Here is a 25,474-nt window from a genome sequence, read left to right on the forward strand (position 1 = left end):
CTAGGAGGCGCAAGCCTCCCAGCTCCATCGTTTCAGCTCAAAAAGCCCTGAAAGAGGCAGGCTTGGAAAAACTCCAAGTCAGCAGACAGGCGCGAGCGGGGTCGTTTCGTCAGGCCCTGGCCGACGGCGCCACCGGTCGAGCTTCGCATGCTCGGCCAGCGCGATCAACGTCTCGCGCACCGAGAGCCGGATGCGCGGGTCGCAGTTCACGACCGGCACCGCGGCGTCGATGCCCATGCCGCGGATGATCGCCTTCACGTCCGACCGGACGGACGCGTGCACGTTGTTCAACGCCAGCACGTACGGGATCCGGTGGTCCTCGAAGTACCGCATCGCGTCCACGGAGTCGGCCGGGCGCATCACGTCGAACAGCACCACGGCGCCCACGGCACCACGCACCACGTCGTTCCAGCCCGCCCGCGGGTCCTGCCACTGCGGGGCCACGAACAGGTGCAGCGCGAGGCCGGGATCGAGCCACACGCGTCCGAACTGGATGCGCACGAGCTCGGTGACCAAGCCCGCGCGCTCCGGTGGAAGTGCGGTCATCGTGAGGAGATCGTTCTCCACGATGGACCGGATGAAGGTGCTCTTGCCGACACCGAAGCCACCGGCGACGACGACTTTGGCCGAGGTCAGCTCCCGACCGGGAGGCCCAGGGGGCCCGAAGTCGGGAAATCTAGAGCCGACGTAGTCCACTCAGCACTCTCTCCATCAACCCGAGGTCCGGCGTGTCACCGCCCGCGGAAGCGGTCTGGTGCACGTCCACCAGACCTCGTTCCGCCATGTCGCCGAGCAGCACTTTGACGACTCCCAGCGGGAGGCGCATCAGTGCGGCCACCTCCGCGACGGATCGCGGCGAGCGGCACAGCTCGACGACGTGTTGGTGCTCAGCCTGCAACATACCGGCAGACTGCCAACTCTGATCATTGGCGGAGACAAGTGTCTCGATCTCGAGGTTGATGTTGGACCGTGTGCGCCCACCCGTCCAGGCATATGCACGAACGATCGAGGCGTCCTGAGCCTCCACGACGGACGGCTCGAAGACCGGTGCCGCCGGTTGCTGCGGCGGCACAACGGGAGTCGCTTCCCGCGCGGGCGCCTCGGACGCGGTGCGCGCTCGCCTCCTGCCCGAGTCCAGGGTGAACCCGTTCATCAGGTCGGCGAACGTCTGTTCCGCGGGCGGTTCCGCCCGCCTGCGCCGTCGGTGCGCGTCAGCGGCCGAACTCATGATCACCTCACGCTGTGCAGCTGCGCTCGCAGTTCGGGGGTGAGGATCTGGCCCACCTGGTCGACGACCACGGTCATCTCGTAGGCCACTTGACCGACGTCGCTGTCGGGGGCGGCCAGAACCGCCAGACAAGATCCGTCTCGAATGGACATGAGGAGCATGATCCCGTAGTCCATCTCGATCACGGTGCGCAACACTCCGCCGCCCTCGAAACAACGCGAGGCGCTCATCGTCAGTGATGTGACGCCCGCCGCGATCGCGGCCAGCTGGTCGGCGCGGTCCGGCGGCAGACCTGTCGACTTGGTGAGCAGAAGGCCGTCCACCGAGATCACGATGGCGTGCGCGACGCCCGCCACCCGATCGGTGAAGTTCGTGATGAGCCAGCCGAACTGGTCCACCTGACGCGACTGCGGCGTGCTCATGCCTTCTCCCCGTTCCCCAGGCCGTTCCCCCGGCCGTTTCCGTTCCCGTTGCCGCCCAACGGCATCTGGCGGATGCCCGTCTGGTAGCTGGCGAGAAAGCCTCGTGCCCGCTCCGGATCGCGCCTGGGCGCCGCCGCGGGGCGCGTGCCGTGGTCGGAACGTTCCGCGAGATCGGGGAGCAGGTTCTTGCGCGGCGCCCGTTTCGGCAACCCGGCATCCGTCTCACCGGCGTCCGTCGCGGGGTCGCCCGACTGTTCCCAGACGCCTCCCGCAGGCTTCTTGCCGAACCAGGAGGCCGCTACCGAGGGTGACGGCCCGGGCCGGGACGTCGGCTGCGAATGATCACCGTTGACCGGTTCGCCGGAGTTGTGCTCGGCGACGCCGCTTCCGGCGAACCAGGAGGACGTCGTCTCGACCGGAGTCGGCCGCGACTGGTGCTGGGACGGCGGCTGGCGCTGGGACGGCTCGTCGATCGCGGCGCCGCGGAAGGACGTCCACTCGGCCGACTCGCGCTGGTGCTCGATGGCGGGCGCCGGGGCGGGAGGCGCCAGGTTCGGGGTCTTCACGACCACGTGCGGCTGCTTGGCCGGGGCCAGCGCCGGCTTGGGCTGGGGCAGCGCGGCGTGCCGCGGCTGGGCCGGTGCGGCGGGCTCCTCCTGGACGCGGACGAGCTCGGACGGCACGAGCACGAACGCCCGCAGGCCCTCCCGGCCCTCGCCCGGCGCGCGCAGCCGCACGGTGATGCCGTGGCGGGCCGCGAGACGACCGACGACGAACAGACCCATCTGGCGCGATACCGGCACATCATCCTCTGTACCAGAGGAAAGTCGCTCGTTCGCTTCGGTGAGCTCCGCGGGACCCATGCCGATGCCCTGGTCGGCGACCTCGACGAGCACGGAGCCCTGCTGGTCGATCCGCGACCCGATCATGACCTGGGTGGCGGGCGCGGAGAACGCGGTGGCGTTGTCCAGCAGCTCCGCGACGAGGCGGACGAGGTCGCTGGCCGCGTAGCCGACGATCTCCACCGACGGCGTCGACTTCACCACGACGCGCTGGTAGTGCTCGATCTCCGACGCGGCCGCGCGCAGCACGTCGGCCAGCGGCACCGGCTGGTGGAACCGGCGGGCGACGTCGGTGCCGGACAGCACCATCAGGTTCTCGTTGTTGCGGCGCATGCGCGTCGCGAGGTGGTCGAGCTTGAAGAGGTTGGCGAGCTGCTCGGGGTTCTCCTCGTGCCGCTCCAGCTCCTCCATGAGCTTGAGCTGGCGTTCGACGAGGCCCTGCGAGCGGCGCGACAGGTTGACGAAGATGTTCTTCATGCCCGAGCGCAGCGACGACTGCTCGACCGCGGACCGGATGGCCTGCTCGTGCACGGCGTCGAACGCGCGCGCCAGCTGGCCGAACTCCTCGCTGGTGTGCACGGGCACCGGTTCGATCTCGGTGTCGGGCTTGCGGTCGGCGCGGATCGCGGCGACGACCTCCGGCAGGTGGTGGTGGGCCACGTCGAGCGCGGAGTGCCGCAGCTGGGACAGCGAGCGCAGCAGGTAGCGGCCGATGACGAAGCCGAGCGTGCCGGCGATGATCAGCATCGCGAGCAGGATGACCGCGGCGGCGCCCGCCTTGTTGGACGTGTCGTCCTGCAGCGCGGCGGCCGAGTTCGCGAGCTCGTCCTGCAGACCGCGGACGACCTCGTCCATGAGCCTCATGGTGGTGCCGGAGGCCTTGTTCCAGTCGTCGACGTTGATGCCGAACGACGGCGGCGGCTTCGGCTGCCCCGGACGCGTCGTCACCTGGACGCCGTCGGGCTGCGAAAGTGCCCGTTGGGTCAGCACCGTCCGGGTGGCGACGGCGGCGCCGGTGACGGTCTGCTCGTAGTTGCGGCGCTGGTCGGTCGTGCCGATGGCCTGGAAGTCGTTGATGCGGTCCTGCAGCCGGATGTCGGACTGCTCCAGCGACCGGGCCTCGGCGCCGAGCAGCCTGCCCCGGCCGATCCCGGCTAACACGATCGCGTACTGCTGCGAGATCTGCTCCTGCGCGATGACCATGTTGTGCAGCGCCAGCGCGGTGCCGGAGATGACCTGGTCGCCGAACTGGCTGATGAGCGCCTGTTCGAAGTCCAGCAGGGACTTCACGACCGTGGTGTAGCCGATGGTGCCGCTGTTGGGGTCGCCGTCGCCGCCCTGCGTGACCTTCTCCCGCAGGCCCTTCAACGTCTCCAGCTGGTTGCCCAGCTCGGCGAAGCGGTTGCGCGAGACGTCGCTCAGGCCTTCGGTGCGCTCGACGCGGCGGCGCACGGTCGCGGCGGCGCTGTCGGTGGCGCTGATCTGGTTCTGGAAGGCGCCGACACCGGAGCCGCTCGTGGTGCTCTGCGCGGCGAGCGTGCGCTCCTGCTGGACGCTGGAGATCAGCGGCGCGAGATCCGCCCGCAGACGAACCAGGCCCTGCATCTGCACGTAGTTGTTGGACCGGTCGACGTAACCGGAGATCTGCAGTGCGCCCGCGCCGATGGCCACGGCCACCGGCACCAGCAGCACGACGCCGAGCTTGACCGGCAGGCGCCAGTTGCGCCAGTCGCTGATCTTTCTCCACTCGACATTCACGAAATGATCCCCAAGGCGCGCTCGAAGTGCCCCACTATCGGCTACCTCCTGGCCTGGTGAATCCCCGCGACTTGAGACACCCCCAGCTCGATATCGCGATCAGCCGTATCGGGTGTGAGCGGATAGTAGGCCAGAGAGCGTGACGCGACAACGACCTGGGGCGTGTGCGAATGGTCACCGACGGTGACAGCCCACCTCATGGGGTGGTCCTGCGTCTCCTGGGGATTGACTCGCCGCCACGCGTGGTTACGCTGGCGCCCTCCATCCCGGCGCGGTCGCACCTCCGCACAGGCGCGCCGCCGAGTACTCCCCGTGACGAATGCGAGCGGTTGATGACGAAGGCGCTGCCCTCTGTGTCACGCCCGGCGACGCCCGGATTCGCGACCTTTGACACCGATCCTCACTCATTGCTGATCGATGGTGACGGTGAGCCTGATTTCGGTGCCATCCAAACGAGTGAGGATTTTCTTGCGCTGAAGCGGCGGGTGACGCGATTTATTGTCCCCGCAACGCTGCTGTTCCTCGCTTGGTACGTCACTTTCGTATTGCTTTCCGCCTACGCCGCGGACTTCATGAGCACGCCCCTGTTCGGAACGGTGAACGTCGGGTTGACGATGGGGTTCCTCCAGTTCGTCACCACCATCATCATCACGATGGCGTACGCCCGTTACGCCAAGAAGAGGCTCGACCCGCAGGTCGACAAGGTGCGCGAACTCGCCGAAACCGCTGAGGAGCTCGCGTGACCGGGGCGAACACCGCGATCAACCTGTCCGTCTTCGGCATCTTCGTGCTGCTGACGCTCTACATCGTCTACCGCGCCTCCACGCGGAACGTGAGCGCGTCGGACTACTACGCGGCGGGCAGCAGTTTCACCGGCACCCAGAACGGCATCGCACTCTCGGGTGACTTCCTCTCCGCCGCGTCGTTCCTGGGCATCTCCGGCGCGATCGCGGTGAACGGCTACGACGGCTTCCTCTACTCGATCGGCTGGGTCGTCGCCTGGCTGATCGGCCTGATGCTGATCGCGGAACGGCTGCGCAACACCGGCCGCTTCACCATGGGCGACGTCATGGCGTTCCGCATGCGCCAGCGCCCGGTCCGCGCCGCCGCGGCCAACGCGACGCTGGTCATCTCGCTCTTCTACATGATCGCGCAGATGGCCGGCGCCGGCGGTCTCATGGCGTTGCTGCTGGACGTGCACAGCGCCGCGGGCCAGGCGATCATCATCGCCGTCGTGGGCGTCGTTATGGTGCTGTACGTGCTGGTCGGCGGCATGAAGGGCACCACGTGGGTGCAGATCATCAAGGCCGTGCTGCTCCTGCTGTCGGTGTCGCTGCTGACGATCTTCCTGATCGGCAAGTTCGGGTTCGACTTCTCGGCGATGCTCGAGCGCGCGACGCAGAAGTCGCCGCTGGGCGGGGCCGTTCTCTCTCCGGGTGTGAAGTACGGCTCATCGGGGCTGACGAAGCTCGACTTCCTCTCGCTCGCCCTGGCCCTCGTGCTGGGCACCGCGTCTCTGCCGCACGTGCTGATGCGCTTCTACACCGTGCCGAACGCTCGCGAAGCACGTCGGTCGGTCGTCTGGGCCACGTGGCTCATGGCGATCTTCTACTCGTGCACGCTTGTCATCGGTTTCGGCGCGATGGCACTGGTCGGCACCGACAAGATCACCGGTGCCCCCGGTGGCGAGAACTCCGCGGCGCCGCTGCTCGCGTTCCAGGTCGGCGGCACGGTGCTGCTCGGCATCGTGTGCGCGGTGGCGTTCGCCACGATCCTCGCCGTCGTGGCCGGCCTCACGCTGACCGCGTCGGCCTCGTTCGCGCACGACGTGTACGCGAACGTGATCAAGCACGGCGAGGCCGACCCGCGCGACGAGGTCCGGGTCGCCCGCATGACCGCGGTGGGCGTCGGTGTGCTCGCGATCGTCGGCGGCATCGCGGCCAACGGGCAGAACGTCGCCTTCCTGGTCGCGCTCGCCTTCGCACTGGCGGCGTCGGCGAACCTGCCGACGTTGCTCTACTCGATGTTCTGGAAGCGGTTCAACACGCGCGGCACGCTGTGGAGCATCTACGGCGGTCTCACGTCGTGCGTGCTGCTCATCGCCTTCTCCCCGGCGATCTCCGGCTCGAAGTCGTCGGTGTTCCCGGACCTCGACTTCGCGTACTTCCCGCTCTCGAACCCCGGCATCGTGTCGATCCCGCTGTCGTTCCTGGCCGGGTTCCTGGGCACGATCCTCAGCAGGGAGCCCGCGGACCCCGCCAAGCAGGCGGAGATGGAGGTCCGCGGGCTGACCGGCATCGGGTCGGGCCTGCATTAGGGAGCGGCGACCTTCCAGGTGATCTTCACGCGGCCGTCGTCGACCTTCGCGATCTTGGCGAACCCCGCGCGGTCAAGGTTGAGGTCACCGGACTTCGGGCCTTCGGCGACGTCGACGATCAGCACCTTGAGCTTGCCCTTGGGGCCGGTGACCTCGACCGTGACGCCGCAGTTCGGGCTCTTGTCGCCCTTGCCGAACTGCGGGCGGTTGAGGCCGGTGATGAACTGCTTGGGCAGCTTGGGCAGGTGCTCGCTCTTCGGGCAGGCGACGACGTCGAAGTCGGGTTTGTAGTCGTCGGTGAAGGTCGCGAAGCCCTTGTAGGTGGCGGTGCCGAGGTTGCCCGCGTACGGGGGTGCGGCGACGGCCGCCACGGCGAGGACGACTCCGGTGAGCGCTGACAGCACGGTTCCTCCAGGGGAATCGGGGATGGAAAACGTTTTCCGACGCTATCCCCGATTTCCTGGAAGCGGCCTTAACGAGACGCGGTTCGCCTGATTGCCGCACTCAAACGAGATGCGGCGTCTTCACCGGTGTGCTTCAAGCCGAGCGACGGCTCGGTCAGCTCCAGTTCGAGCAGCAGCGGTTCGCCGTCAGGACCCGCGACGACGTCCACGCGGGCGTAGAGGAAGTCCTGGCGCCGCAACGAAAGCAGCTCGGCGGCGGCGGCGAGGGCCTGGTTCGCGAGCTCGACCTGACCACGGTCGGGCTCGATGCCGCGCAGCGTCTCCTCCAGGTACAGACCCGACTCGGCCAGGCCCTGCGTCAGCATCGGTCCTTTGTGGAACGAGTGGGAGTACTCGCCGGCGAAGAACACCAGCGCGGTCTCGCCGTGAGCGTCCACACTGGACTGGTACGGCTGCACGAGTGCTTTGGCGCCAAGGGCTTCGAGGTGCGCCAGGGCCTCGGCGTGGTCGGTGAACCGCGCGGCGCCGCGCGAGCCCGCGCCGATGGCGGGCTTCACCACGAACTCGCCGTCCGGGAAGTGCGGCGTCTCCCCCGGCGCCACGACGGCGGTGGGCACGACGGGGACACCGCGGCCGGCGAGCGCGACCAGGTAGGACTTGTCGGTGTTCCAGCGGACCACCGGCACCGGGTTCGCCAGCGCGGGCACGCTCTCGCACCAGGCGAGGAACTCGTCGAGACGCTCGGGGTAGTCCCAGGTCGCCCGCAGCACCACGAGATCGGCGTCGACGGGCTCGCCCCACGGCTGCCAGACGACGTCGACCCCGTCCCGGTGCAGTGCCTCGACGAGCGCGTCCTCGTCGCCGTCTCCCTCGGGCAGGGCGGCGCAGGACGCGAGGACGACTCTCATGACCGCATCGTGGCCATCTTGCGGCGGTGGGCCGGGCCGATCTTCGTGGCGGCGGTGGTCTCGCGGTCCCATTCGGCCTGCTCGACGTTGTCGGCAGCCTCGACGGCCTTCGTCGCGGCCTCGACGTCCTTCGCCATCACGTCGCCCATGGCGCCGTCCGCGCCGACCAGCACGATCCGCGCGCCGGCACGGCCGATCGGCTCGACGACGGCCCTGACCGCGGTGCCCGGCTTGCCGTGGGCCTTCACGAACTCGGCGATGCGCTTCTGAGTGGTTTGATCAGACACCCCCACACTGTAAAACCAGCGAGTAGGTTCGGTCGGGTGACCACCGACACGCTCGCGTCGTTCCTCTCGTGGTACTTCGACCACCACCCCGCTCACGCCGCCCAGGTCGGCTCGATCGAGCACTACTCGACGTTCGGGGACCTCTCCGCCGCCGCGTTCGAGCAGCGGGCAGGGGAGACGGCCGCGTGGCTCGCGCGGCTGGAGCCGTCGCCCCCCTCGGTGGACCGCGATCTCGCGCTGTCGGTGCTGCGCGGGTCGATCGCGGCGGAGACGTGGCCGGGCTGGCGGCGCGATCCGCACGAGTACTCCGGGATGGTCTTCTTCGGACTGCTCGCCCCGTTCCTGCACCGGTTGCTGCCGGAGGACGAGCTGGTCGCGTCCGTGGTCGCGAAGCTGCGCGAGGTGCCGTCCGTCTTCGCCGCCGCGGAGGCGAACCTCGACGCGTCGCTGGCGTCGCCGCTGGTGGTGCAACGGGCGTTGGGACAGGTGCGGACCGGGCGGTCGTTCGTGCTGGACTCGCTGCCGCGGCAGGTGTCCTCCGAGGACCTGCGCGCACGGCTGGCGGAGGCCGCCGTGCCCGCCGCCGAGGCGTTCGACCGGCACACGGCGTTCCTGGAGGACTTCGCCGTGCGGGCGAGCGGCGACTGGCGGATGGGCGAGAAGCTCTACTCGACCCTGTTGCAGGACAAGGAGATGCTCGGCTACGGCGCGCCCGAGCTGCACCAGCGCGGGCAGGACGCCTACGCCGCGCTGGAGGCCGAGCTGATCGAGCTGGCGGGGTCCCCCGACTGGCGCGCGGTCATGAGCTCGCTGCAGGACGACCACCCGCCGACGCTCGAGGCGATGCGCGCGGAGTACGAGGCGGAGACGTCCAGGGCGCGCGCCGCGCTCGTCGAGCACTCGCTGGTGACGCTGCCGGAGGGCGAGGAGTGCCGCGTGGTGCCGTCGCCCGCGTTCCACCGCGAGGTCCTGTCGGTGGCGAGCTACGTCGGACCGCCCGCCCTGACTTCGTTGCGGGTAGGCCACTTCTTCGTGCCGTTCACGCCGGACGGTGCGACCGCCGAGCAGGTCACGCAGCGGCTGCGCACCAACGCGCGCGCCCAGATCCCGACCATCTCGGTGCACGAGGCCTACCCCGGCCACCACTGGCACGCCGCGTGGGTGGCGGCCCAGGAGGGGGCGCATCCGCTGCGGAAGGTGTTCCGGACGCCGTACTTCTCCGAGGGCTGGGCGCTGTACGCGGAGAAGCTGCTGCGGTCGGTCGGCTACTACACCTCGCGCGCGGCCCTGATGGGCCACGTCGAGGCACGGCTGTTCCGCGCGGCGCGGATGATCGTCGACACGGCGCTGCACTGCGGTGACATGACACCGGCCGAGGCCGAGGCGTTCATGGTGTCGCGGACGGCGCTGACGCCGGGCACCGCCGTCGGCGAGGTGAAGCGGTACTGCGCGGTGCCGACGCAGGCGCCGTCGTACCTGACCGGGGCGCTGGAGATCGACCTGATCCGCGACGACTACCTGGCCGCGGGGCTGGGGTCGGTGCGGGACTTCCACGACCGGATCGCGGGCTCGGGCGCGCTGCCGCTCGGGCTCGCGCGCCGCGTGGCGCTCGGCGAGGATTGAGCGGTGGTTCCCACCTGGTGAGAGGGGGAACATCGAGGTCGCGGCCTGGGTTGACCGGGTTGAGTCGATCAAGGAGGACAGATGCCCAAGGCAGTGGTGGTGCGTTCGGCCGGTGGCCCCGAGGTGCTGGAGTACTCCGACGTGCCGTCGCCGGTGCCCGGTGACGGCGAGCTGCTGGTGCGGGTGGGCGCGGCCGGCGTGAACTACATCGACACCTACCAGCGCAGCGGGCAGTACCAGGTGCCGTTGCCCACCGCGCTGGGGCTGGAGGGCGCGGGCGAGGTCGTCGTGTCCAACTCCCCCGACTTCGCCGTCGGTGACCGGGTGGCGTGGATGTCCGTGCTGGGCAGCTACGCGTCCGAGGTCGTGGTGCCGGCTTCCGCCGCCGTGCGGGTGCCGGACGGCCTGGACGTCGAACTGGCCGCCGCGGCGCTGCTGCAGGGGATCACCGCGCACTACCTCGTCTTCTCGACCTATCCGGTCAAGGAGGGCGACCGGGTGCTCGTGCACGCGGCGGCCGGTGGCGTCGGGTTGCTGCTGACGCAGTGGGCGAAGTCGAAGGGGGCGTTCGTCGTCGCGACCGTGTCGACCGACGAGAAGGAGGCGCTGGCCCGCGAGGCCGGGGCCGACCAGGTCCTGCGGTACGGGGACTTCGCGGCGCAGATCGACAAGGTCGACGTGGTCTACGACGGGGTCGGCAAGGACACGTTCGACCAGTCGCTCGCGTCGCTGAAGCCGCGCGGGCTGCTCGCGTTGTTCGGAGCCTCGTCCGGGCCGGTGCCGCCGGTGGACCCGCAGCGGCTGAACGCCGCCGGGTCGGTGTTCCTGACCCGGCCGTCGACCGGTGCCTACCTGCTCGACCGCGCGGAGTTCGAGTGGCGCGCCGCGGACCTGTTCGGGGCGATCGCCGACGGGACGCTGAACGTGCGGATCGGCGGGCGCTACAAGCTGGAGGAGGCGGCGCAGGCGCACACGGACCTGCAGTCGCGCCGGACCACCGGGAAGCTGCTGCTCCTGCCCTGAGCGCGCGGGTGCGGCCCCCGGACCTCGCGGTCCGGGGGCCGCGCCGTCTCACGCCGCCGGGGTGACCTTCACGCCGTCGATCACGAACACGAGCGTCTCGTTGGCCTTGATGCCCTGACCGCCCTTGCCGTAGCCCTTGGCCGGCGGCACGACGAGCAGGCGGCGGCCCTTCTCCTTGAGCCCGACGATGCCCTCGTTCCAGCCGTCGATGACGGGCGCCTGACCGACGTTCTCCACGTCGAACGGCTGGCCGCGCTCGAAGGAGCTGTCGAGCACCTTCTTGTCCGAGAACGTCGTCAGCTGGTAGTTGACCGTGGCCGTCGTGCCCGCCTTCACCTCGGCGCCGGTGCCCTGCACCAGGTCCTTGATGATGAGCTGGTCGGTGGGCTTGCAGGCGGGGATCTCGACCTTGGGCGCCGCACCGAAGTCGCCGCTGACCTTGAAGTCGTCGGCCTTGCACGGAGTCGACGGGTCGGAGGGCTGGGCCGAGCTGCCGCAGCCCGCGAGGCCGGTGGCCGCTGCGAGCGCCAGGGACGCGATGAGCAGGACGTTGCGCATGGTGGGGCAGCGTATTGGAGAACACCGCCAGTGGGTGCGTTCGGGTAGGTGGGTCACCCTCACCCGACACGTCCGGGGCAGCTCGCGACAGGCCGTCACCGAAGTGCACGGATACGGGCGGTCGAAGCCGCTCAGGGGCGGTTATTCCACTGCTAAATGTCGCACGAATAGCAGCTTCCTTATCTTTTGACCGACGCGTACAGTAACTCCGCGCACTTGATCGGACACCGAGCGCATTCGTCCGTTCGGGTAGCGGCCGATGAGGTGACCCCCAGGAGGTGGGACACGTGTCCGCGGAGGCCGGAGGCATCCGCAGCAACCTGATCCAGGAGTTGTTCTGGACTCGGACCGGGTTGCTCCTCCTCATACTCGTGGTGACGTCGGGAACCAGCCTGGCCATTTCCGGTCAAATGGATTCCGGTACAGCCAGAAACATCCTGACCGCACTGGGCACCGGCACGCTCATATCGGCCGTGGTGAGCTTCACGCAGACGTTGGTCACGTCGAAAGCCGCGCAGAAGGCTCTGCTCGCGCCGGTCGTCGAGGAGAGCCGCAAGGCGCTCAAGGAGCTCAGCGAGCAGTACCGGGCGCTGGACCGGGAGTTCTTCCCCAGCCACGTGTTCGAGCCGACGGCCGAGCCGTCCCCCGTCTTCAACCAGCTGATGATGCAGGACCTGGAGCGGACGCGGCTGTACGGCTTCCGCGGGTTCGCCGGGCGGTACGCGGCGGGCAGAGTTTTGCTGTCGCAGACGGAATGCGAGCTCAGAGCCGTGCTGGCGGACCCGCGCGACGACAACGCGATCAGCGGCCGCGCGCGGTACCTGCTGCGCAACGAGGGCGCGGACGGCGACTACGACGAGATCACCGCACAGCTCAAGGAACAGATCCGCATCGGGCTCGTCGGGCTGTTCGTGGCGCGCAGCCGGTGCAGCAGGATCGACGTCACGATCGTTTCGGATCCACCGCTGGATCGGCTCGAACTGTTCGACGACTGCGCCTGGATCACGCTCTACAGCAACACCGCCGGAGTGCCCCGGCCGTATCCGCGAACCCTCAGGTTCACCGAGAGCTCGTTCCTGTACGCGATGGAACGCGCCGAGTTCCTGCGGATCAGCAATTCCAAGGCCGGGTACCACTTCGTCATCACGCCGGGGACGTCCAGAAACGACTTCCTGGCGTTGTTCGAGAAGATCACCGGCGAGACTCTCACCGACGACGGATACCGCGAACTCGAGGACAAGTTCCACGCATTCCGTCGCGAATTCTCCGCATCCGCTCAGTTGAGGAGCTGATCGATCTTGCTAGCCGAGTTCACCGGGTTGTCCGCGCTCGAGGAGCTCGCCGCTCGGGTGCAGTGCGCCGAATTTCCCGTCGTGGACCACTGGACCGATGTCGGTGAGTGGTTCCGCGAGTGGGCGGCCCGGCCGGAGCTGCGCAAGGAGCTGAGGGCGCACCTGGACGGGCTCACGCCCCAGCAGGCGACCTGGGTGATCGCGCACTCCCGCGAGACCACGACGCACTTCGCGTGGTGCCTGCGCGACCAACAGGACGAGGCGTTCACGTTCTGGCTGCACGAGTACAAACCGCTGTCGGACTGGCGGGCCGGGTACGCGGACTCGGTGCACAACCACCGCTACCACTTCTGCACCACCATCCTGAGCGGCGCGTACCTGCACGAACGCTTCGCCGCCCGGCTCGGCGTCGGCGGGCGCACCGTCATCGGCACGGAGCTCACGAACCGCACCCAGTGCACCGAGGGCACCACGGGCACGTTGCTCGCGCACGAGTTCCACCGCATCCCGCGCGCGGCCGACGGGACGATGACGTTCCTGGTCAAGTCCCGCGCCGTCACGCCGTGGAGCCTCAGCTACGACCCGGACACCGGGATCAGCCACCGGCACGTGCCGGTCGAGGACCGGCTGGAGGATCTGACGAACCACCTGTAGAAGCCCCGCGCGGGCGGGCGTGACACGCCTACCATCAGCCCACCCGGTGGGAGGGGCTGATGATGCGTACGCGCACAACGATTCCGAGGTCGGTCATCGCGGACGTGGAGCAGCGCGTGAGGCGGCTGTGCGAAGACCTGGCCGCGAAGCTGCAGTTCCACGGCTGGCACCACGTGAGCTTCGTCCGCGACAAGGCGGTGCACTTCGCGCGGCGCAACGGCGCCGCGGAGGACATCTGCGAGGTCGCCGCGCTGGTGCACGACCTGAACTACATGGTCCGCCGCAACTCGTTGCCCGCCGACGGCGAGGCACTGCGCAGGAAGATCCTCTTCATCTCCGGTGTCTGCCTCGGCGACATCGAGTGGGTCGAACGGATCGTCGTCGAGGCGGAGATGCGCACCCGCCACCGCGACATCTCGCTGGAGGCCCAGGCGCTGTCGGACGCGGACACGCTGTTCAAGGCACTGCCGGTCACTCCGGTCGTGCTCGCGCACAAGTACCTGCAGGAGAACGGGATCACGCTGCGCGAGCTCGCGCACAAGATCGTGGGCGAGCAGGTGTCCAAGGCCGACGAGGGCTACTACTTCTACGACGCGGAGGCCGCCGCGACCTACTCGAAGTGGGCCGAGACGAACCTCCTGCTGTGGCAGCACATCGTCGAGTCGCTCGACGACCCGTGCGTCGAGGAGCTGCTCACCAGGGTCTAACCGGCCCCGTGCGGACCGGCCGCGAGCTCGGCGGCCGGCGCGGCGAGTGCTCCCGGCACGTCCGCGGTCTCGCACCACCAGGCCGGCTGAACCGCTGGCATCAGCCGCCCGCGGTTCAGCCGGCACGCACGCGCAGATCCGCTCCGCCGTGCAGCGTGTACGCGAGGCCCATGATGTTGCCGCGGCTCAGCATCTCCCAGCGGGTCAGCCGCAGCGCGTCACCCGCGCTGAACCCGGCCGCGAGCCGCGCCAGCACCATGCCGGTCACCCAGCCAGCCATGTCCTGCGGCACGGCCACCTCCGGGCTGATCACCGCCGACGCGCCGCCGTCCACGAACGGGCGCACCAGGCCGGGCATCGGTGACGTGCCCACCACGACCGGCTTGCGCGTGGGCCAGTGCGGACGCGGCCACACGCCCTCGCGGTCCCAGCGTGCGATCTCCTCGGCGTCGAGGAACCCCTCGCGGAAATGCAGGTGCACGACGTCCATGACCTCGTCGGCCAACGCGCGTCCCAGCTCCGAGGGGCTGACATACGCCGACGACACGACCTCGGGCGGAAGCATCGACATCAGCTCGGTCACGTGCCGTTCGGTCAACGCCCGGTCCATGCCCGCGTCGACCGCCATCGACACCTCGAACGGCCGCGGGCGTGCCGACACGAACGGCACCAACGGCCCGACCGGCTGTTCCAGCACACTCGACAGGCCCCAGAAACCGAAGGGGCACAACACGTTCCCGCTGTGGTCGGACACCGGGCAGTGCGCGGGCACCTCTCCCCCGGCCCCGAACGGCCCGAACTGCCCCACCGACGCGCACAGCCGGTACGGCCCGTCGGTGAACGGCAGGTCGTAGATCAACGACCACGGCACCGGGCCGGGCGTCTCCTCGGCGATCATCAGCCCGGCGGGGCGCACCCGCGCCAGCCGCCGGATCCGGTCGGCCAGCGCGCTGTCGCGGAACAGCCGCGAGTACAGCGCCGAGCCCTGCCGGGCGAGCGCGGCGAGATCCGCGCAGAACGCCGGGAAGTCCTTGCCGTACCAGGGATCCAGCCCGGAGGCCACCGGGAACGACCGCGGCAGGTCGCCGGAGTCCAAGCTGATCCACGACGGCACGCCACCGGCGGCGACCAGCGCCCGTTCCCCGAGCACCAGGATCGACGCGACCCGCGACGACAGCGGTTCGAGGTCGGCGAACGTCCGCGACAGCCGCAACCGCGTGATCGCCTCGGCCTCGCCCGCTCCCACCGGCAGCACCACGCGCTGGACGTGCACCGGCACGACACCGGAGTAGATGACCAGCTCACCGCTCCACGGCACGGACGCGTACGGCGTGGTGACCGGGAAGCTCACCCACGGGCTGGAGCCCTCCGCCGGCAGCACGAACGACTCGGCCTGCACGCCACGGCCGTTCATGCCGAGCACGGCCCGCAGCTCCAGGTCGCCCGGCAGGCGGGCCGGGTGCTGCCCGACGTGCACCCACACCTCGTAGTCGGCGCCGGGCCGCAACGCCCCGGCGATGCCTTCGGTGGCGCCTGGAAGCGCGACCACGACGGTGACCGCGCGGTCGTCCGGTGCGGGCGGCTGCGGCAGCGTCGTGTAGCGGACCAGCCGGCGCCGTTCCAGCTCCCGGAACTGCCAGAGGACGTCCTCGACCCGTCCCTCACCGGTGCCGAGGGGCTCGGCGAGCACCACGTGCGGCGCGCTCCACCCGATCAGCACGCAGGCCTGGTCGACGCCGGGCACCCACGTGTGCACGGCGGTGAACAGCACGACCGGCCGGCCGAGACCGCGCAACGCCTGCACGACCGGTGCCGTGTCCCACGAGCGCGTGTCGTGCAACGCCACCACGTCGCCGGGCACGTCGGTGATCGACGGCAGCTCCGCGGCCGACGGGAAGTGCCGCAGATCGAGCACGGCGAACCGAACCACCCGAACGGACGTGGGGACCGCGGTGGAGGCCGCGTGCCCGACCGCGAGCCCGGCGCTGACCTGCGCCCACCCGCCGGGATCGGTCACGACGAGCAACGACTTCGAGGGCGTCAGGGCGGCGACGAACTCCAGCGGCGTGCCTTCGCCACCGGAGACGGTGAACTCAACGGGCGCCACAGCCGTACGCCTGGAAGTGCAGCTAGAACGGCCAGGCAAGCACCGGCAACCCGACCACGGCGTCCACGGCGAGGCCGCAGAAGACGAGCATCAGGTAGAGGTTCGACATGTGGAAGAACTTCATCGTGTTCGTCGACCCGCCGCGGCGAACAACGTTGTGCAGCTTGTGCGCGAAGACCGCGAACCACACGCCCGACACCGCCGCGACGGTCACGTAGATCCAGGACGTGACGGGAGCGAGGGCGAGCGTGCAGACGACGGTGATCCAGCTGTAGATGACGATCTGCCGCGTCACCTGCTGAGCTGTGGCCACCACGGGCAGCATCGGCACACCTGCTCGGGCGTAGTCCTCCTTGAACTTCATCGCGAGCGCCCAGGTGTGTGGCGGAGTCCAGAAGAAGATGACGCCGAACATGACGAGGGCCGGCCACTGCACCGTGCCCGTCACCGCGCTCCAGCCGATGATGACCGGCATGCACCCCGCCATGCCGCCCCAGATGATGTTCTGGGAGGTCCGGCGCTTGAGCACCAGCGTGTAGACGAAGATGTAGAACAGGATGGTCGCCACCGCAAAGGCGGCCGACATGAGGTTGACGAAGATCCACAGGAACGCGAACGAGACGACGCCGAGCACGATGCCGAAGATCAGGGCGTTGCGCGGCGGGATGGCGTTCTGCGCGAGTGGCCGGGCCGTCGTGCGCTTCATGACCGAGTCGATGTCGGCGTCGACGAAGCAGTTGAGGGCATTTGCCGACCCCGCGGCGAGAGTGCCGCCGGTGAGCGTGCAGGCGATCAGCCACAGCGGCGGGAGGCCGTGCTGGGCCAGGAGCATCGCCGGGATCGTGGTGATCAGCAGGAGCTCGATGACCCGCGGCTTGGTGAGAGCCACGTAGGCGCCCACTACCTGACGAGGCGACCTGGCAGGGGCCTCGAGGACGGCACTCATCGTGTGAACGCTCCTCGCATCGCAGAGGTGTGAAAACCAGCGACTGATGGTAACCGCGCAAAGAATTCACAGCCCGTTCGGGTGCTGGTGTGCCTCGGCACACACCCACCTGAGACCTTTCAGAGCAACATCCGAATCTCTCAGGACTAGGCTGGCCGGAGGACGAGGGAGAGATGCGGGTCAGGCCGTTCGGGATCGATCAAGCCTGCCCGCCCGAGCTACAAGAGTGGAGCTGTAAGTCCGTGACCGTCACCGACGACATCACCCGGCTCACCAAGGCCGATCTGCCTGACGACTGGACGGAGCTGGACAAGCGCGCCGTCGACACCGCGCGCGTGCTCGCGGCGGACGCCGTGCAGAACGTCGGCAACGGCCATCCCGGTACCGCGATGAGCCTCGCCCCGCTCGCGTACACGCTGTTCCAGCGCGTGTTGCGGCACGACCCCGCCGACGCGGACTGGATCGGCCGCGACCGGTTCGTGCTCTCCGCGGGCCACTCCAGCCTGACGCTCTACATCCAGCTGTTCCTGTCGGGCTACGGCCTGGAGCTGGACGACCTCAAGACGCTGCGCAAGTGGGGCTCGAAGACGCCGGGTCACCCGGAGCACGGCCACACCAGGGGCGTCGAGATCACGACCGGCCCGCTGGGCTCGGGCCTCGCCTCCGCCGTCGGCATGGCCATGGCCGCCCGCCGCGAGCGCGGCCTGTTCGACCCGGACGCCGCGCCGGGCACCAGCCCGTTCGACCACCACATCTACGTGATCGCCTCCGACGGTGACATCGAGGAGGGCGTCACCTCCGAGGCCTCGTCGCTCGCGGGCACGCAGCAGCTGGGCAACCTGGTCGTCTTCTACGACGACAACAAGATCTCCATCGAGGACGACACGACGATCGCGCTGTCCGAGGACACCGCGAAGCGCTACGAGGCCTACGGCTGGCACGTCCAGGTCGTCGAGTCCGGCGAGAACGTCAAGGGCATCCTCGAAGCGGTCGAGAAGGCCAAGGCCGTCACCGACAAGCCGTCGTTCATCCTGCTGCGCACGATCATCGGCTACCCGGCGCCGAACAAGCAGAACACCGGTGCCGCGCACGGTGCCGCGCTGGGCGTCGACGAGGTCAAGGCCACCAAGGAGATCCTCGGCTTCGACCCCGAGCAGACCTTCGAGGTCGCCGACGAGGTCCTGGCGCACGCCCGCGAGGTCGTCAAGCGAGGTGAGCACGCCAAGGCCGAGTGGCAGAAGTCCTTCGACGCGTGGGCCTCGGCCAACCCGGAGAACAAGGCGCTGCTGGACCGCCTGGTCGCCCGCGAGCTGCCCCAGGGCTGGGACGCCGACCTGCCGTCCTACCCGGTGGACGCCAAGGGCCTGCCGACCCGCAAGGCCTCCGGCGAGGTCATCAACGCCCTCGCCAAGCACCTGCCCGAGCTGTGGGGCGGTTCGGCCGACCTGGCCGAGTCGAACCTGACCACCATCAAGGGCGCCAAGTCGTTCGGCCCGGCCGAGATCTCCACGGGCATGTGGAGCGCCGACCCGTACGGCCGCGTGCTGCACTTCGGTGTCCGCGAGAACGCCATGGGCATGATCCTCAACGGCATCGCGCTGCACGGCCCGACCCGCCCGTTCGGCGGCACGTTCCTCGTGTTCTCCGACTACATGCGCCCGGCGGTGCGCCTGGCCGCGATCATGCAGGCCGCCGTCACGTACGTGTGGACGCACGACTCCATCGGCCTGGGCGAGGACGGCCCGACGCACCAGCCGATCGAGCACCTCGCGGCACTGCGCGCGATCCCGGACTTCGCGGTGGTCCGCCCCGGTGACGCGAACGAGACCGCGTTCGCCTGGAAGGCCGTCATCGAGCAGCTCGGCCCGGTCGGCCTCGCGCTGAGCCGGCAGAACCTGCCGACGCTTCCGGGCACCTCCGCGGAGGGCGTGAAGCGCGGTGGTTACGTGCTCTTCGGTGACGAGAACCCCGAGATCGTGATCATCGGCACTGGCTCTGAGCTGCAGGTTGCCGCCGAAGCGGGGAAGGTTCTGCAGGGCGAGGGCGTTGCAGTGCGTGTGGTGTCCATGCCTTCCATCGACTGGTTCGAGAAGCAGGACGCCGAGTACCGCGAGTCCGTGATCCCGGCGTCGGTCAAGGCACGCGTCGCCGTGGAGGCCGGTATCGCGCAGCCGTGGTACCGCTACGTCGGCGACAGCGGCGAGATCGTGTCGATCGAGCACTTCGGCGCCTCGGCCGACTACCAGGTTCTGTTCAAGGAGTTCGGCTTCACGACGGAGAACGTCGTCGCCGCGGCGCGCCGTTCGCTGGAGCGAGTGAGGGGTAACAAGTGAGCAAGGAGAAGCTGGACGCTCTGTCCGGCGCGGGCGTCTCGATCTGGCTGGACGACCTGTCGCGTGAGCGCCTCACCAGTGGCAACCTGGACGAGCTGATCCGCGACTGGAACGTCGTCGGGGTCACGACGAACCCGACGATCTTCGCGGGCGCCCTGTCCAAGGGCGAGTCCTACGACGAGCAGGTCCGCGAGCTCGCGAACCGGGGTGCCGACACCGAGGCGACCATCCGCGAGGTCACCACGACCGACGTGCGCAACGCGTGCGACAAGTTCCGCGAGATCTACAACTCGACGAACGGTGTGGACGGCCGCGTCTCCATCGAGGTCGACCCGCGGCTGGCGTTCGACACGGACAAGACCGTGGCCGAGGCGCAGGACCTGTGGAAGACCGTGGACCGGCCGAACCTGCTGGTGAAGATCCCGGCCACCGAGGCGGGCCTGCCGGCGATCACGAAGACGATCGCCGAGGGCATCTCGGTCAACGTCACGCTGATCTTCTCCGTCGAGCGCTACCAGAAGGTCATGGAGGCCTACCTCGACGGCCTGGAGCAGGCCAAGGCCAACGGCCACGATCTGCGCTCGATCCACTCCGTCGCGTCGTTCTTCGTGTCCCGGGTGGACACCGAGATCGACAAGCGGCTCGACGCGATCGGTTCGGACGAGGCGAAGGCCCTGCGCGGCAAGGCGGCTCTGGCCAACGCGTGGATCGCCTACGGCGCGTTCGAGAAGACGTTCCAGGGCGAGCGCTGGGAGGCCCTCAAGGCCGACGGCGCCAACGCGCAGCGTCCGCTGTGGGCGTCGACCGGCGTCAAGGACCCCAGCTACTCCCCGACCCTCTACGTCGACCAGCTCGTCGTCGCCGACGTCGTGAACACGATGCCGGAGAAGACGCTGCACGCCGTCGCCGACGCGGGCAAGATCACCGGTGACACGGTCACCGGACGCGCCGCTGAGGGTCAGGAGGTGTTCGACCAGCTCGCCGCCGTGGGAATCGACCTGCAGGACGTGTTCGTCGTCCTGGAGACCGAGGGCGTCGAGAAGTTCGAGAAGTCCTGGGAAGAGTTGCTCGAGACGGTGACGAACCAACTGGCTCAACTGAAGGGCTGATCACGAAGTGACCTCCGTCGAAATCGTGAGGTCACCGAACGCCGACCAGGTCAGCACCATCGCTGCTGACCTGGTCGCGGATTCGGTGCCGAGCAAGCTGACCGCGCAGGACCCGACCCTGTGGGGGCCGGAAGCCGAGTCCGAGGCGAGCATCCGTCTCTCGTGGACGACGTTGCACGAGACGTCCCGGGCACTGCTCCCCGATCTCAAGGCTCTGCGCGAGGAACTGCACGCCGAGGGCGTCGACCGCGTCGTGCTCGCCGGAATGGGGGGCTCGTCGCTCGCCCCCGAGGTGATCACGCGGACCGCCGGCGTCCCGCTGGTCGTGCTGGACACCACCGATCCCGCCCAGGTCGCCGACGCGCTCGCCGGTGACCTCGAGCGCACCGTGATCGTGGTGTCGTCCAAGTCCGGTGGCACCGTCGAGACCGACAGCCACCGGCGCATCTTCGAGAAGGCCTTCACCGACGCGGGCATCGACGCCGCGTCGCGCATCGTGGTGGTCACCGACCCCGGTTCGCCGTTGCAGCAGGCGTCGGAGGAAGCGGGCTACCGCAAGGTGTTCCTGGCCGACCCGCACGTGGGCGGCCGTTACTCGGCGCTGACCGCGTTCGGCCTGGTGCCGTCCTACCTGGCCGGTGCCGACGTCGAGGCGCTGCTCGACGACGCGGCCGAGGAGGCCAAGGTCCTCGCGGAGGACTCGGCCCGCAACCCCGCGGTCGTGCTCGCCGCGATCTTCGGTGCCGCGCACGCGCACGGTGCCGAGAAGGTCGTGTTCGCCGACACCGGGTCCGGCATCAAGGGCTTCGGCGACTGGGCCGAGCAGCTGATCGCCGAGTCGACCGGCAAGAACGGCACCGGCCTGCTGCCGGTCGTCGTCGAGGGCCCCGGCGCACCCGGCTTCGTGGACGCGCGTTCGGATGCCACGACCGTCGCGATCGGACCGGCCACCGGGTCGGCGAACGTCGCGGTCGAGGGTCCGCTGGGCGCGCAGTTCCTGCTGTGGGAGTACGCGACCGCGCTCGTCGGCCGGGTGCTCGGCATCAACCCGTTCGACCAGCCCGACGTCGAGGCCGCGAAGAAGGCCGCCCGCGCCCTGCTGGACGCGCCGGTCGCGTCGGCGTCCGAACCGTCCTTCGTGGACGGACCGGTCGAGGGCCACGGCACGGACTGGGCGCCGCGCGAGGTGAACACCGTCGCCGAGGCACTGGCGGCGCTGGTCGAAGTTGCGCCCGACCACGGCTACATCTCGGTTCAGGCGTACCTGGACAGGATCGACGACGCGTCGTTCGAGCTGCTCCGCGCGGAGATCGCGAAGAGGACGCACCTGCAGACCACGTTCGGCTGGGGTCCGCGCTTCCTGCACTCGACCGGCCAGTACCACAAGGGCGGTCACCAGAACGGCGTGTTCATCCAGATCACCGGCGAGTCCGGCGACGACCTGGAGGTGCCCGGCCGCCCCTACACGCTGGCCCAGCTGCAACTCGCGCAGGCGCTCGGCGACGGTCAGGTGCTGGCCGAGCACGGTCGCCCGGTGCTGCGGCTGCACCTGTCCGACCGCATCGCAGGTCTGGCCCAGCTCGTCGAGGCAGTCCAGGAGGACGGCTCGTGACCACATCCGACAAGTGGCGCAACCCGCTGCGGGACGCGGCGGACAAGCGCCTGCCGCGCATCGCGGGCCCGAGCGCGCTGGTCATCTTCGGTGTCACCGGTGACCTGTCGCGCAAGAAGCTGATGCCCGCGATCTACGACCTCGCGAACCGCGGTCTGCTGCCGCCGGGCTTCGGGCTCGTCGGCTTCGCCCGCCGCGACTGGGCCGACCAGGACTTCATGCAGGTCGTGCACGACGCGGTGAAGGAGCACGCTCGCACGCCGTTCAACGAGCACGTGTGGTCGCAGCTCGCCGAAGGCATCCGGTTCGTGCAGGGCACGTTCGACGACGACCAGGCGTTCGACAACCTGGCCTCGTGCCTCGCGGCGCTCGACGCCGAGCGCGGCACGGGCGGCAACCACGCGTTCTACCTGTCGATCCCGCCGGGCGCGTTCCCGACGGTGATCAACCAGCTCAAGCGCGCGGGCCTCGCCCAGCACTCGGCCGACCAGTGGCGCCGGGTCGTCATCGAGAAGCCGTTCGGCCACGACCTGAAGTCGGCCAAGGAGCTGAACCGGACGGTCAACGAGGTCTTCCCCGAGGAGTCGGTGTTCCGCATCGACCACTACCTCGGCAAGGAGACCGTCCAGAACATCCTGGCGCTGCGGTTCGCGAACCAGCTGTACGAACCCATCTGGAACTCGAACTACGTCGACCACGTGCAGATCACCATGGCCGAGGACATCGGTCTCGGTGGCCGCGCCGGCTACTACGACGGCATCGGCGCGACGCGCGACGTCATCCAGAACCACCTGCTGCAGCTGCTCGCGCTGATCGCGATGGAGGAGCCGGTCTCCTTCAAGCCGGCGGACCTGCGGGCGGAGAAGGTGAAGATCCTCTCGGCGACGCGTCCCGCGCAGCCGTTCGAGGAGACCACCGCGCGCGGCCAGTACACCGGTGGCTGGCAGGGCGGCCAGAAGGTCCCGGGTCTGCTGGAGGAGGGCGGTTTCTCGCCCGAGTCGAAGACCGAGACGTTCGGCGCGATCACCTGCGAGGTCAACACCCGCCGCTGGGCCGGGGTGCCGTTCTACCTGCGCACCGGCAAGCGCCTGGGCCGGCGCGTCACCGAGGTGGCCGTGGTGTTCAAGCGGGCGCCGCACCTGCCGTTCGACGACACGGCGACCGAGGAGCTCGGCCAGAACGCCCTGGTGGTCCGGGTTCAGCCGGACGAGGGCGTGACCATCCGGTTCGGCTCGAAGGTGCCGGGCAACACGATGGAGGTCCGCGACGTCACGATGGACTTCGGCTACGGCCACTCGTTCACCGAGTCGTCGCCGGAGGCCTACGAGCGGCTGCTGCTGGACGTGCTGCTCGGTGAGCCGTCGCTGTTCCCGAAGAACGACGAGGTCGAGCTCTCCTGGGAGATCCTCGACCCGGTGCTCGACTTCTGGGCGCGCAAGGACGAACCCGCACTCGAGAAGTACAAGGCAGGAACCTGGGGTCCGCCGTCGGCGGACGCGATGACCGCCAGGACCGGAAGGCACTGGAGGCGTCCGTGATCATCGACCTTCCCTCGACCACCACCTCGCAGATCAACTCGCGGCTGGTCCGGCTGCGGGACGAGGGCGGTGCGACGACGCTCGGTCGCGTGCTGACCCTGGTCATCGTGACCGAGGACGGCCAGCGCACCGACGCCGCGATCGACGCGGCCAACGACGCCTCGCGCGAGCACCCGTGTCGCGTGATCGTCGTGGCCCGCGGCGCCCGCCAGGCCGCGCCCCGGCTGGACGCGCAGATCCGCGTCGGTGGCGACGCGGGTGCTTCCGAGGTCGTCGTGCTCCGTCTGTACGGAGAGCTGGCCAAGGAAGGCGCGTCCTGCGTGATGCCGCTGCTGCTGCCGGACACCCCGGTCGTGGCGTGGTGGCCGTTCGACGCGCCGGTGTCGCCGTCCAAGGACCCGATCGGCCAGCTCGCCCAGCGCCGCATCACCGACGCCGCCGCCGAGAAGAACCCGATCAAGGCCCTGGAGGCCCGCCGCGCCCACTACGCGCCGGGCGACACGGACCTGGCGTGGACGCGCCTGACCCTGTGGCGCGCCATGCTCGCCGCGTCGCTGGACCTGCCGCCGTACGAGAAGATCGTCGAGGCCGAGGTGACCGGCGAGGCCGACTCGCCGTCCACCGACCTGCTGGCCGCGTGGCTGACGGACAAGCTGAAGGTCCCGGCCAAGCGCTACAAGGCGACCAGCGGTGAGGGCATCGTGCAGGTCAAGCTGGACCGCCCGTCCGGCGCCGTCGACCTGATCCGCCCGGACGGCAAGGTGGGCACGCTGTCGCAGCCCGGCCAGCCGTCCCGGCGGGTCGCGCTGCAGCGTCGTTCGATCCGCGACTGCCTGGCCGAGGAGCTGCGCCGGCTCGACCCGGACGAGGTCTACGCCGCCGCACTGAAGTCGCTGTCGAAGGTCGCGAAGGGCCGCGCGCCCTCCGCGACGAAGCCCGAGGAGGCCTCGCCCGAGTCCTCCAACGGCAAGGCCGCGGCTCCCGCTCCCGCTGCCAAGAAGTCCAAGGCGAAGGCGAGCTCGTGAGCAATCCGCAAGTTGTGGTCCACCGCGACGGCGACCTCCTGGCCGCCGCCGCGGCGGCCCGCCTGGTGACCCGCATGGTCGACGCCCAGGCCGCCCGCGGCTACGCGTCCGTCGTGCTGACCGGCGGCCGCACGGGCACCGCGGTCCTGGAGCACCTGAACCGCAACGGGGCCCGCGACGCCGTGGACTGGTCGCGCGTCGACCTGTACTGGGGCGACGAGCGCTTCCTGCCCTCGGGCCACCCGGACCGCAACGAGACCCAGGCCCGCGCCGCCCTGCTCGACCACGTGCCGGTGGATCCCTCGCGCGTGCACGTGATGGAGCCCTCGGACGGCAAGTTCGGCGACGACCCGGAAGCCGCCGCCGAGGCCTACGCGTCACTGCTGGCCTCGTTGGCGCGCCCGGAGGACCACGGCGACGTGCCCACGTTCGACGTCTGCATGCTGGGCGTCGGCGAAGAGGGCCACGTGGCCTCGGTCTTCCCCGCTTCTCCTGCCGTGTACGAGAAGGAGCGGACCGTCGTCGCGGTGCGCAACTGCCCGAAGCCGCCGCCCACGCGCGTCTCGCTGACCTTGTCGTCGGTGCGGTGCGCGCAGGAGGTCTGGCTCATGACCACCGGTGAGGCAAAGGCCGCCGCGGTGGCCATGGGGCTGACCGGGGCCGGCGAGGTTCAGCTGCCGGCCGCGGGGGCGACCGGGCGGCGGCGGACGTTGTGGCTGCTGGACGACGCGGCCGCGTCGAAGGTGCCGGCGTTGTTCAAGCCGCCGCTGGCGTGACCGTT

Annotated in this window: 23 protein-coding genes; 13 read left to right on the forward strand and 10 right to left on the reverse strand. The window is 69.5% G+C overall.

Translation table 11 applies throughout. The annotated features are described in order from the left end of the window. Nucleotides 1-78: 78 nt before the first annotated feature. The 4 genes from ACWEIJ_RS31145 to ACWEIJ_RS31160 are packed head-to-tail and all read right to left on the reverse strand — an operon-like array spanning nt 79 to nt 4,250. Complete coding sequence (locus ACWEIJ_RS31145; protein WP_449840815.1) at nt 79-696, reverse strand: ATP-binding protein; 618 nt, start codon at nt 694-696, stop codon at nt 79-81. After that, nucleotides 677-1,228, reverse strand: coding sequence for a DUF742 domain-containing protein (locus ACWEIJ_RS31150; protein WP_449840816.1), 552 nt, complete (start codon nt 1,226-1,228; stop codon nt 677-679). Before ACWEIJ_RS31150 ends, ACWEIJ_RS31145 begins: the two co-directional genes overlap by 20 nt. 2 nt (nt 1,229-1,230) lie before the next feature. Continuing rightward, nucleotides 1,231-1,650, reverse strand: coding sequence for a roadblock/LC7 domain-containing protein (locus ACWEIJ_RS31155; protein WP_449840817.1), 420 nt, complete (start codon nt 1,648-1,650; stop codon nt 1,231-1,233). Continuing rightward, on the reverse strand, nt 1,647-4,250 hold the full coding sequence (locus ACWEIJ_RS31160; RefSeq protein WP_449840818.1) for a nitrate- and nitrite sensing domain-containing protein: 2,604 nt from the start codon (nt 4,248-4,250) through the stop codon (nt 1,647-1,649). Before ACWEIJ_RS31160 ends, ACWEIJ_RS31155 begins: the two co-directional genes overlap by 4 nt. Before the next feature lie 332 nt (nt 4,251-4,582). Here ACWEIJ_RS31160 and ACWEIJ_RS31165 point away from each other — a divergent pair, with 332 nt between their 5' ends. Beyond that, on the forward strand, nt 4,583-4,993 hold the full coding sequence (locus tag ACWEIJ_RS31165) for a DUF485 domain-containing protein (RefSeq protein WP_449840819.1): 411 nt from the start codon (nt 4,583-4,585) through the stop codon (nt 4,991-4,993). Then, entirely contained in the window at nt 4,990-6,567 is a 1,578-nt protein-coding gene (locus ACWEIJ_RS31170) for a solute symporter family protein (protein WP_449840820.1), read from the forward strand. Before ACWEIJ_RS31165 ends, ACWEIJ_RS31170 begins: the two co-directional genes overlap by 4 nt. Here ACWEIJ_RS31170 and ACWEIJ_RS31175 read toward each other — a convergent pair. From ACWEIJ_RS31175 to ACWEIJ_RS31185, 3 genes are all read right to left on the reverse strand, one after another. Continuing rightward, nucleotides 6,564-6,971 (reverse strand): hypothetical protein, encoded by a 408-nt coding sequence (locus ACWEIJ_RS31175; RefSeq protein ID WP_449840821.1) that lies wholly within the window; start codon nt 6,969-6,971, stop codon nt 6,564-6,566. The two genes, ACWEIJ_RS31170 and ACWEIJ_RS31175, sit on opposite strands and share 4 nt — an antisense overlap. Before the next feature lie 68 nt (nt 6,972-7,039). After that, a complete protein-coding gene (locus ACWEIJ_RS31180) occupies nt 7,040-7,879 on the reverse strand; it encodes a hypothetical protein (protein WP_449840822.1) in 840 nt (279 codons plus the stop codon). Continuing rightward, entirely contained in the window at nt 7,876-8,166 is a 291-nt protein-coding gene (locus ACWEIJ_RS31185) for a hypothetical protein (RefSeq protein WP_449840823.1), read from the reverse strand. Before ACWEIJ_RS31185 ends, ACWEIJ_RS31180 begins: the two co-directional genes overlap by 4 nt. A gap of 36 nt (nt 8,167-8,202) precedes the next feature. Here ACWEIJ_RS31185 and ACWEIJ_RS31190 point away from each other — a divergent pair, with 36 nt between their 5' ends. Together ACWEIJ_RS31190 and ACWEIJ_RS31195 are read left to right on the forward strand one after the other, a co-directional pair. Further along, nucleotides 8,203-9,789 (forward strand): DUF885 domain-containing protein, encoded by a 1,587-nt coding sequence (locus tag ACWEIJ_RS31190; protein ID WP_449840824.1) that lies wholly within the window; start codon nt 8,203-8,205, stop codon nt 9,787-9,789. A gap of 81 nt (nt 9,790-9,870) precedes the next feature. Further along, entirely contained in the window at nt 9,871-10,812 is a 942-nt protein-coding gene (locus ACWEIJ_RS31195) for a quinone oxidoreductase family protein (RefSeq protein WP_449840825.1), read from the forward strand. 48 nt (nt 10,813-10,860) lie between these two features. On the opposite strand, the gene ACWEIJ_RS31200 is transcribed toward ACWEIJ_RS31195, so the two are convergent. Beyond that, nucleotides 10,861-11,370, reverse strand: coding sequence for an FKBP-type peptidyl-prolyl cis-trans isomerase (locus ACWEIJ_RS31200; protein ID WP_449840826.1), 510 nt, complete (start codon nt 11,368-11,370; stop codon nt 10,861-10,863). A 287-nt stretch (nt 11,371-11,657) separates the two neighbouring features. On the opposite strand from ACWEIJ_RS31200, the gene ACWEIJ_RS31205 reads away from it, so the two are divergent. The 3 genes from ACWEIJ_RS31205 to ACWEIJ_RS31215 all read left to right on the forward strand — a co-directional run bounded on the left by ACWEIJ_RS31205 (nt 11,658) and on the right by ACWEIJ_RS31215 (nt 14,023). After that, a complete protein-coding gene (locus tag ACWEIJ_RS31205; RefSeq protein ID WP_449840827.1) occupies nt 11,658-12,662 on the forward strand; it encodes a hypothetical protein in 1,005 nt (334 codons plus the stop codon). A 6-nt stretch (nt 12,663-12,668) separates the two neighbouring features. Further along, nucleotides 12,669-13,316: a hypothetical protein gene (locus tag ACWEIJ_RS31210; protein WP_449840828.1), complete on the forward strand. Its 648-nt coding sequence runs from the start codon at nt 12,669-12,671 to the stop codon at nt 13,314-13,316. Nucleotides 13,317-13,378: 62 nt separating this feature from the next. Beyond that, the gene (locus ACWEIJ_RS31215; RefSeq protein WP_449840829.1) at nt 13,379-14,023 is read left to right on the forward strand and encodes an HD family phosphohydrolase; all 645 of its coding nucleotides are present in this window, start codon (nt 13,379-13,381) and stop codon (nt 14,021-14,023) included. A gap of 115 nt (nt 14,024-14,138) precedes the next feature. Here the strand turns inward: ACWEIJ_RS31215 and ACWEIJ_RS31220 are convergent, their stop codons facing one another. Together ACWEIJ_RS31220 and ACWEIJ_RS31225 are read right to left on the reverse strand one after the other, a co-directional pair. Continuing rightward, nucleotides 14,139-16,130: a hypothetical protein gene (locus ACWEIJ_RS31220; RefSeq protein ID WP_449840830.1), complete on the reverse strand. Its 1,992-nt coding sequence runs from the start codon at nt 16,128-16,130 to the stop codon at nt 14,139-14,141. A gap of 22 nt (nt 16,131-16,152) precedes the next feature. Continuing rightward, nucleotides 16,153-17,076: a heme o synthase gene (locus ACWEIJ_RS31225; RefSeq protein WP_449840831.1), complete on the reverse strand. Its 924-nt coding sequence runs from the start codon at nt 17,074-17,076 to the stop codon at nt 16,153-16,155. Nucleotides 17,077-17,318: 242 nt separating this feature from the next. Here ACWEIJ_RS31225 and tkt point away from each other — a divergent pair, with 242 nt between their 5' ends. The 6 genes from tkt to pgl are packed head-to-tail and all read left to right on the forward strand — an operon-like array spanning nt 17,319 to nt 25,469. Then, entirely contained in the window at nt 17,319-19,409 is a 2,091-nt protein-coding gene (gene tkt, locus ACWEIJ_RS31230; RefSeq protein WP_449840832.1) for a transketolase, read from the forward strand. After that, nucleotides 19,406-20,518 (forward strand): transaldolase, encoded by a 1,113-nt coding sequence (gene tal / locus ACWEIJ_RS31235; protein WP_449840833.1) that lies wholly within the window; start codon nt 19,406-19,408, stop codon nt 20,516-20,518. Before tkt ends, tal begins: the two co-directional genes overlap by 4 nt. A gap of 25 nt (nt 20,519-20,543) precedes the next feature. After that, nucleotides 20,544-22,130, forward strand: a complete 1,587-nt coding sequence (locus ACWEIJ_RS31240) for a glucose-6-phosphate isomerase (RefSeq protein WP_449840834.1) — start codon at nt 20,544-20,546, stop codon at nt 22,128-22,130. Next, nucleotides 22,127-23,668: a glucose-6-phosphate dehydrogenase gene (gene zwf, locus ACWEIJ_RS31245; protein WP_449840835.1), complete on the forward strand. Its 1,542-nt coding sequence runs from the start codon at nt 22,127-22,129 to the stop codon at nt 23,666-23,668. The genes ACWEIJ_RS31240 and zwf overlap by 4 nt, the downstream gene beginning before the upstream one ends. Further along, a complete protein-coding gene (gene opcA, locus ACWEIJ_RS31250) occupies nt 23,665-24,693 on the forward strand; it encodes a glucose-6-phosphate dehydrogenase assembly protein OpcA (RefSeq protein WP_449840836.1) in 1,029 nt (342 codons plus the stop codon). Before zwf ends, opcA begins: the two co-directional genes overlap by 4 nt. Continuing rightward, a complete protein-coding gene (gene pgl / locus ACWEIJ_RS31255) occupies nt 24,690-25,469 on the forward strand; it encodes a 6-phosphogluconolactonase (protein WP_449840837.1) in 780 nt (259 codons plus the stop codon). The genes opcA and pgl overlap by 4 nt, the downstream gene beginning before the upstream one ends. Nucleotides 25,470-25,474 lie beyond the last annotated feature (5 nt).

Source organism: Lentzea sp. NPDC004789 (assembly GCF_053601075.1).

Bases quoted from the DNA above. Each gene is read 5' to 3' on its own strand.
- ACWEIJ_RS31150 (WP_449840816.1), bottom strand. From the start codon at position 1,228: ATGAGTTCGGCCGCTGACGCGCACCGACGGCGCAGGCGGGCGGAACCG.
- ACWEIJ_RS31225 (WP_449840831.1), bottom strand. From the start codon at position 17,076: ATGAGTGCCGTCCTCGAGGCCCCTGCCAGGTCGCCTCGTCAGGTAGTG.
- ACWEIJ_RS31195 (WP_449840825.1), top strand. From the start codon at position 9,871: ATGCCCAAGGCAGTGGTGGTGCGTTCGGCCGGTGGCCCCGAGGTGCTG.
- ACWEIJ_RS31165 (WP_449840819.1), top strand. From the start codon at position 4,583: ATGACGAAGGCGCTGCCCTCTGTGTCACGCCCGGCGACGCCCGGATTC.
- ACWEIJ_RS31215 (WP_449840829.1), top strand. From the start codon at position 13,379: ATGCGTACGCGCACAACGATTCCGAGGTCGGTCATCGCGGACGTGGAG.
- ACWEIJ_RS31180 (WP_449840822.1), bottom strand. From the start codon at position 7,879: ATGAGAGTCGTCCTCGCGTCCTGCGCCGCCCTGCCCGAGGGAGACGGC.
- ACWEIJ_RS31200 (WP_449840826.1), bottom strand. From the start codon at position 11,370: ATGCGCAACGTCCTGCTCATCGCGTCCCTGGCGCTCGCAGCGGCCACC.
- ACWEIJ_RS31155 (WP_449840817.1), bottom strand. From the start codon at position 1,650: ATGAGCACGCCGCAGTCGCGTCAGGTGGACCAGTTCGGCTGGCTCATC.